Origin of the sequence: Neobacillus soli NBRC 102451 (assembly GCF_001591665.1) — a bacterium.
Taxonomy (GTDB): Bacteria; Bacillota; Bacilli; order Bacillales; family Cytobacillaceae; genus Neobacillus; species Neobacillus soli.
Genome location: NZ_BCVI01000011.1, coordinates 1 through 6,459, shown reverse-complemented (window position 1 = coordinate 6,459; position 6,459 = coordinate 1). Strand labels below are relative to the sequence as shown.

Annotated in this window: 8 protein-coding genes and 1 rRNA gene; 5 read left to right on the top strand and 4 right to left on the bottom strand. The window is 38.3% G+C overall.

Features of this window, described 5'->3' with window-relative positions:
- Positions 1 to 3: 3 nt before the first annotated feature.
- Positions 4 to 120: ribosomal RNA gene (gene rrf / locus BSO02S_RS04580) — 5S ribosomal RNA — on the top strand.
- Between the two features lie 177 nt (positions 121 to 297).
- On the top strand, positions 298 to 564 hold the full coding sequence (locus BSO02S_RS04575; RefSeq protein WP_142303725.1) for a hypothetical protein: 267 nt from the start codon (positions 298 to 300) through the stop codon (positions 562 to 564).
- 126 nt (positions 565 to 690) lie between these two features.
- Here the strand turns inward: BSO02S_RS04575 and BSO02S_RS04570 are convergent, their stop codons facing one another.
- Positions 691 to 870, bottom strand: a complete 180-nt coding sequence (locus tag BSO02S_RS04570) for an H-type small acid-soluble spore protein (RefSeq protein ID WP_066063192.1) — start codon at positions 868 to 870, stop codon at positions 691 to 693.
- Between the two features lie 83 nt (positions 871 to 953).
- Between BSO02S_RS04570 and BSO02S_RS04565 the strand changes: the two genes are divergently transcribed.
- Both BSO02S_RS04565 and BSO02S_RS04560 read left to right on the top strand, forming a co-directional pair.
- Positions 954 to 1,136, top strand: coding sequence for a helix-turn-helix domain-containing protein (locus BSO02S_RS04565; RefSeq protein WP_066063189.1), 183 nt, complete (start codon positions 954 to 956; stop codon positions 1,134 to 1,136).
- Positions 1,137 to 1,263: 127 nt separating this feature from the next.
- Entirely contained in the window at positions 1,264 to 1,761 is a 498-nt protein-coding gene (locus tag BSO02S_RS04560) for a DinB family protein (RefSeq protein ID WP_066063186.1), read from the top strand.
- A gap of 210 nt (positions 1,762 to 1,971) precedes the next feature.
- Here BSO02S_RS04560 and BSO02S_RS04555 read toward each other — a convergent pair whose 3' ends face one another.
- The 3 genes from BSO02S_RS04555 to BSO02S_RS04545 form a co-directional block, all read right to left on the bottom strand.
- Positions 1,972 to 2,739 carry a DUF3891 family protein gene (locus BSO02S_RS04555; RefSeq protein ID WP_066063183.1) on the bottom strand — a complete coding sequence of 256 codons (768 nt, stop codon included), beginning with the start codon at positions 2,737 to 2,739 and terminating at the stop codon, positions 1,972 to 1,974.
- Between the two features lie 581 nt (positions 2,740 to 3,320).
- On the bottom strand, positions 3,321 to 4,070 hold the full coding sequence (nfsA, locus tag BSO02S_RS04550; RefSeq protein WP_066063180.1) for an oxygen-insensitive NADPH nitroreductase: 750 nt from the start codon (positions 4,068 to 4,070) through the stop codon (positions 3,321 to 3,323).
- 222 nt (positions 4,071 to 4,292) lie between these two features.
- Positions 4,293 to 5,519, bottom strand: a complete 1,227-nt coding sequence (locus tag BSO02S_RS04545) for an MFS transporter (protein WP_084374893.1) — start codon at positions 5,517 to 5,519, stop codon at positions 4,293 to 4,295.
- 80 nt (positions 5,520 to 5,599) lie between these two features.
- Here BSO02S_RS04545 and yeiL point away from each other — a divergent pair, with 80 nt between their 5' ends.
- Positions 5,600 to 6,271 carry a transcriptional regulator YeiL gene (gene yeiL, locus BSO02S_RS04540; RefSeq protein ID WP_066063177.1) on the top strand — a complete coding sequence of 224 codons (672 nt, stop codon included), beginning with the start codon at positions 5,600 to 5,602 and terminating at the stop codon, positions 6,269 to 6,271.
- Positions 6,272 to 6,459: the final 188 nt, after the last annotated feature.

The window sequence follows — 6,459 nt, the reverse complement described above, 5'->3', positions numbered from 1 at the left end:
GAATCTGGCAGCAATGGCGAGAAGGTCACACCCGTTCCCATACCGAACACGGAAGTTAAGCTTCTCAGCGCCGATGGTAATTGGGGCATGCGCCCCTGTGAGAGTAGGACGTTGCCGGGCATACAAAAGACAACCTGAATATAATTTTAGGTTGTCTTTTTGTTATAATAAAATTATTTTAAATTGAAACCAAAATAAATAATTTTAAACTATCCGTGATTAAAAAATAGATTTAGTGTTTAAGTTAATTAAGAGGAAAAAAACCCTTTGTATTTCGTTAAAAAGGAGCAATCAAAATTGGACATGAATCATACGCATAAAGTTAATTTTAAGTTCGAAAACGACAAAGGGGAGCTTGAAGTAAAAGGTGAAATTAGCGGGGAAAGCCAAATTCCATTTTTTGATGATTTAAAGTTTAAAGCGGTCATTGCTTTACTAAATTCCATTGATAAACAAAATTTCAATGATTCCGGGAATAATCAAATATTTAATCTTTATATCGGAGAAATCGAAGAGACGATCAATGAGATGAGAAACTATGATCAATTTCAGGGAAAAAATTAGGAAAGTCCTAATCCTCTTTAGTATGATGAATGCAGTCTTTAAATTGAGGTTGTTTTTTGGTAGTCAAAATGAAGCTCGCTTATGAGCGAGCTTTTATGAAAGGTCTTTATATAAATAATCTACTGGTTACTCTTCGTTAAGCCCTTCAATAGAAACAAGTCTTCTTTCGTCATGGATTCCCCGTTGTGAAACGAACGCCATTCCGGTAGCATCCTCAACGTTTTCAATCCAAACCGGTACACCATGGTAGTGAACAGGGATCTCTTCCTTTGAAGCAAGTATTTCTTTTACCCGATTTAGCTTCATTTTCAGTCACCTCAAAGTTATTTTTCCCGTAAAAACTAACCGTACAAGCATATAGGTAAATTTTTGTTGTTCCTTTTTCTTCCATGGTGATATCGGAGGAAAATGGGATTACGACGGAGAACCTTTCCATTCTAAAAAACGGAAAGGCAATAGCGGTTCGTTGTTCAACATTAAAAGCGATATGTAAGGCTATGGACACTAAACTAAATTATTTTAAACGTGGAATTTTGGCTTATGCGCAAGATCTTGATGAAACTGCCGAATAACAAATAAAACAGATAATTTAAATGAATAAGCCTCTGAGAGAAGCGGATAGTTAGCTGAACGTGATACAATGAATTTGAAAGGCATGTTTAAAAAATGAAGGATTTGCTAATTTAAGGAGGGAATGGAATGTTTACATCAGTAAATGATTTCTTAAACGAATGGAAACAAGAAGCAGCTGTTACCCAAAAAGTGCTGGATGTACTGACGGATGAATCGTTGAATCAGGAGGTTTCTCCAGGATTATACAGCATTGGAAGCCTTGCTTGGCATATTACTGGAGCAGCTTACTACTTTCCTTCACAGGTTGGATTAAAATTTGAGATTCCTGATCTTCAAAAAGAGGCACCGAAATCAGCTGTTGAAATCAGCGAGACCTACAAAATAGTAAGTCAGCGGTTAGCACAATCATTTTCTGAACAGGTTTCAGATGAAAAAATGAACAAAATGGTGAATTTATTTGGAATGGACATGCCGGTTCAAGCTGTTTTCCGTCTGCTAATTCAGCATCAGGCTCATCATCGCGGACAATTGACTGTCCTTATGAGACAAGCTGAATTGAAAGTTCCTGGCGTATATGGTCCTAGCAAAGAAGAATGGGAAGCAATGAATGCTCTAAAGAGCTGAAATCGTTATGATGCAAAAAAAACCGGCGCCTGCCGGTTTTTTTGTACTATCAGAATTATTTCATTTCTTAACTCAGTTAGCTCACTGACTAGGATTAAAGTTGGAATGAATCAGGCAGAAGGAATATCTAAGACTTATTTAATTGGACTACTTTTTAACTGTTCTGAATGAGTATAGCTAAAAAGACTTTGTTTTAAAATGGAAAGAAGTTCACTTGAACTTTACGATGCTTGTGTACTCTGGAGTTTCTGAATAAGCCTTCAATAAACTGTTTGACATGATTTTTTCTTTTTTAACTTCCTTAAAAGGCAAATAAACCCGGATTTCTTTAGAGAGCAGAGAAACTGAAAGCAAAACTGTTTCTAGGTCTGTCCAGTGAGCATGGATGGGTTGGTCATCGGCGAAAGGAAAAGCTTCTGGAAATCCGTTTCGGTAAAAGGGGTGCTCATTTCCTTTTTCAACCCCTGGTTCATTAAGGCAAATATAAAGGGAGAGGTTATCACAAAACTTTAGGATTTTAAGGTGATCCATGACTAGGGCTTCCATTTTCTTATTTCCCTGTATTCCCAATTCCTTAAAAAGGCGCCGAAGTCTATTTCTTTCATTCGCCACAAATTGTTTGGCAGCGAAATGAAAGTCATTCTGGAGGAAGGATATAAAATGCAGACTGCAAAGAAGACTTGCATACTTACATTTTATTTCAACTTCATCAATTCCTTTTTTATAAAAAGCTGCCTTAGACTCTATTGGATAATCTGTAAAAGAGTATGGTTTGTCTTGACTGGTATTCCATAACGGTTCTGAGTCAGCTTCAATCCAGCCGCGATCGTGTTCTCGGATTGCTAAAACCACTTCATCTTTCCAATCCATTCCGAAAAAATAGACATTTTTCCAGTGATGTGCCAAGATCCCTGATAATTTGGCGTGGTCATGCTGTTTTATCATAATAAAACTATCTTCCCGCTCACGTATAATCATCCTCATCATCTCCATCTCTATATTAATAAAAATTTACAGACATCATGAGTTGAGTAAACAAACTGAACTTTTTCTAATTTGGCAATTATTGTCGCACTGTTTCTGTTACTTGGAAAGCTTGCAGACTTTGTTTTTTGACTTTCCGGAAATGGAATAGTTCGTAGAATGTTGGGATGATAATCAGCGTCAAAAGGGTAGACACGATGAGTCCAAAAATGACGACGACAGCGAGTCCCTTTGAAACAAGATTTAAACTCATGGCCGATTCGGGTGTAACTTATGGGAATAACAAACCCAACGAATAATCGGTCAAGCATGGACTGGAAAACATGTTGTCTTACTTCATTGCACAACCAATAATGAGGTGATTCAGCTTAATAAAAGTTTTCATGCACCGATCGAGCCGCCACGGCACAATTGTGCAGAAACTTTGTCGCAATTACTCAGTATCGGTTATCACATAATGGCCATTACATCCATCATTTCAAATCAATTTCAATACATTTTAGTCCTTTGATTTTTAAACATTGAACCAACCAACTAGGGGGCAATCCCGCTTCTCTTACAAATCGCTTACATTTTTAACGTAAATCCAGTTTATTTTTTTGAATAAACTCCTTCATATACATGCGAGTCTGCTTCTCAAGCAAGGCAGCCATTTGTTCTGTCCAGCGATCTTTTCTAACTCCGTTCGTTCTTTGCTGATAATAGTTTGCAATGATCTCATTATAATCATCGAGCTGGTGTAAATTAACTTCCTTGTTTTGTTCATATTCATCTTCGTGATAAACATGTTCAAAAGGTAGTCTTGGTTTTTGACCGGTTACTTTAGCTGGGTATCCAACAGCCAGTCCAAACAATGGGATGACACGGTCTGGAATATGTAAAATCTTTTTAACTTCCTCAAGGTTGTTGCGAATGCCGCCAATATAACAGATACCTAATCCGAGTGATTCGGCTGCAATGGCAGCATTTTGTGCAGCAAGAGCGGTATCAATTAAAGCCACCATAAACTTTTCAGTACTTTCAAGAGATGCTTCCACATTTTTATCTTCCTTCTCACCAAGAAGGGAATGACGATAGAGGTCAGCACAAAATACAAAAAAGTGGCCGTTCTTTTCCACATACTCCTGATTTCCAGCAAGCTCTGCTAATTTCTTCTTTTTAACAGGCTCCTTAACACCGATAATGGAGTATGCCTGAATAAAGCTTGATGTAGCAGCTGCTTGTGCACACGAAACAATCGTCCTAATTTGCTCTTCAGTTAATGGCTTGTCCTCAAAATGGCGGATTGAACGATGGTTTAGGATTGTGCTAATTACATCATTCATCTCGTACACCTCGCTGTTCATCATAATTTTTTGGTTGGAGTGATTATATCAATCAATGCAATCTAATTCAAGAAATGACCATAACCTACTACACTCTAGAAGCGCACTTTCAAAAATGAAGCAGTAAAACTTCTAACTGTCGGAGCGACAGGGATCGCCTAATCAATTAGAAACCGATAGGTTTCCTTACTTAGGAATCTCTGTACTTCAGTGCCGAGTAGTTCAATCAACTCCAAGGGGACTGTATCCATGGTTCCCTCGACTACAAGAATCGTTCCCATGGTCATCTGGGTTAGGTACCTTTGCCTCCAATTGCCGAAAGAAAATCGCAAGCAACATTGATGGGATGGAACAAATGATCATCCCGATAAAAGCGTATCTTGGCTCAATTTCATATAAATATCCACCGAAGAAGGTGAATACCGCTGTGCTCCAGCTTAGTGCCAGTGCTGAATACATCCCTTGTGCATTTGGAATCTGTTCTTGTGGAATATGCTTGGTTAAATACTTCATAAAGGCATAATGGCCCATCGCAAATGAGCAGGCATGCAAGGTTTGCGCGATACAGAAAACAATCATATTTGGAAAGAAAAATATGAGGATCCATCTTACTGTTGAGCCAATTGCCGCTAGTGTCAGTAAAGAGCCTACCGAAAATTTGCGAAAGGTCCGGTCTGCCATTAAAAAGAAAATGATTTCTGCAATCACAGCTATGTTAAGAATCATGCCAATTAAATATTTGGGTGCATGAATGTCTTGTAAAAAAATATAGCCATAGCTGTAATAGGAAGCGTGTGCAGCTTGCAGTAAAATCACAATAACCAGCACGAGGCCAAAGTGTTTGAGACGAAATAATTGCAGCATTCCGCCTTTTTTCTTTTTTGTGGCTTGTGGTTTTTCCATTAAAACAACAGGGGCAGGCAAGACACTAAGAACAATGAATACGAATATGCCAAGTAACAACGCCCATAAGATTACTTTATCCCCAAACGCTCCTGTAAAGACCGTTAACATCATTCCGGATACGACAAAGCCAATGGACCCCCACGATCGGCTCTTCCCGTAATCTCTTAATTGCTGTTTTTGCACAAGGACGCCTGCTGCGCTATCCAATGCCGGCATCAAGATTGGATAAAAGAAATTCAACAGCAAGGTGACTACTAATAAACTTACATAGGAATTAGTTGGAATACTGCAAAGAAGGGAAATGAACGTGCCGATTGCCATCCCACTTAGTAGGGTTCTACTGCTAAATTTCCCCGATAAATAAGGAAATACAAATAATGGAGAAAGGCCGCGGACAACTAGTCCCAAACTCATAATCAAACTAGCTTGTGAAACCGTCATTCCTTTTGTATGAATCATCCACCCTGTCCAATAGGGTAGAAAAACACCCCAGGTGATAAAAAAACTAAAAAATTGTCTGTTCATCCATTGTTGTGATTTCATTCTATACCCCTCCAATGTTTGCATCATATCATGGAGAATCGTACAATAATATGAGATATCTCATATTGCGGAGGAGATTAATGGAAATTTATAAAAATGAGAAAAGGCAGCGCTATTTGGAGGAATATTCGATTGGGTATTTGTTTACTTTTCGGATTGATGAGTTTCTAGAAGTGCATGAATATAAACGTGATGAATGGATTATTCAAGAAGGCACGCGTCCGGATTTCTTATTTTATGTCATTGAAGGAAAAGCGAAAATTTATGTGACGCATCAAAATGGAAAGGTTTCCTTAATTAATTTTATCAACGAGGAAGATTTTTTCGGGGAAATGGAATTATTAAATCCGATTTATTATACGAAGGGAGTTCAAGCCTCTACCAAAACCGTTTGTTTTGCGATTCCTTTTCATCGCTGCCGCGCCAAAATGCTCGAAGATGCTACCTTTCTCCGTGAACTTGCGAAGTTCTTAAGTGTAAAATCCACACAAATGGCGGCAAAATATACGCAAAGTCTCTCCTTCCCGCTAGAAAATCGGCTTGCCGATTTTATTTTGCAAACGGCAGATGGAGAGGTCTATAAGGAGAAACACGTCACCGTATGTGATTTTTTAGGCGTCTCCTACCGCCACTTATTATACGTGTTTGCACAATTTTGCGATAAAGGATATTTGCAAAAGGAAGGACGTCGCTATCGCATCTTACAGCCCAACGAACTAAATGGACTTGCGAGGGTGTTGATGAATGAATGACTCCATAGGGGCGCCATAGATCTCGGTCCGTCCCTGTGGCATTCAGCAATACTGTTTATTATGATAAATTTATACTAATTAATCCTTGACAGCTTGATAGATCTCATTTTATAATTCGTTATATTAAAAAAATGTTATATTTTGTAGAGCGTTGAAAGGAATTTAGTAGTGCTTAGCAATTTTGTCTT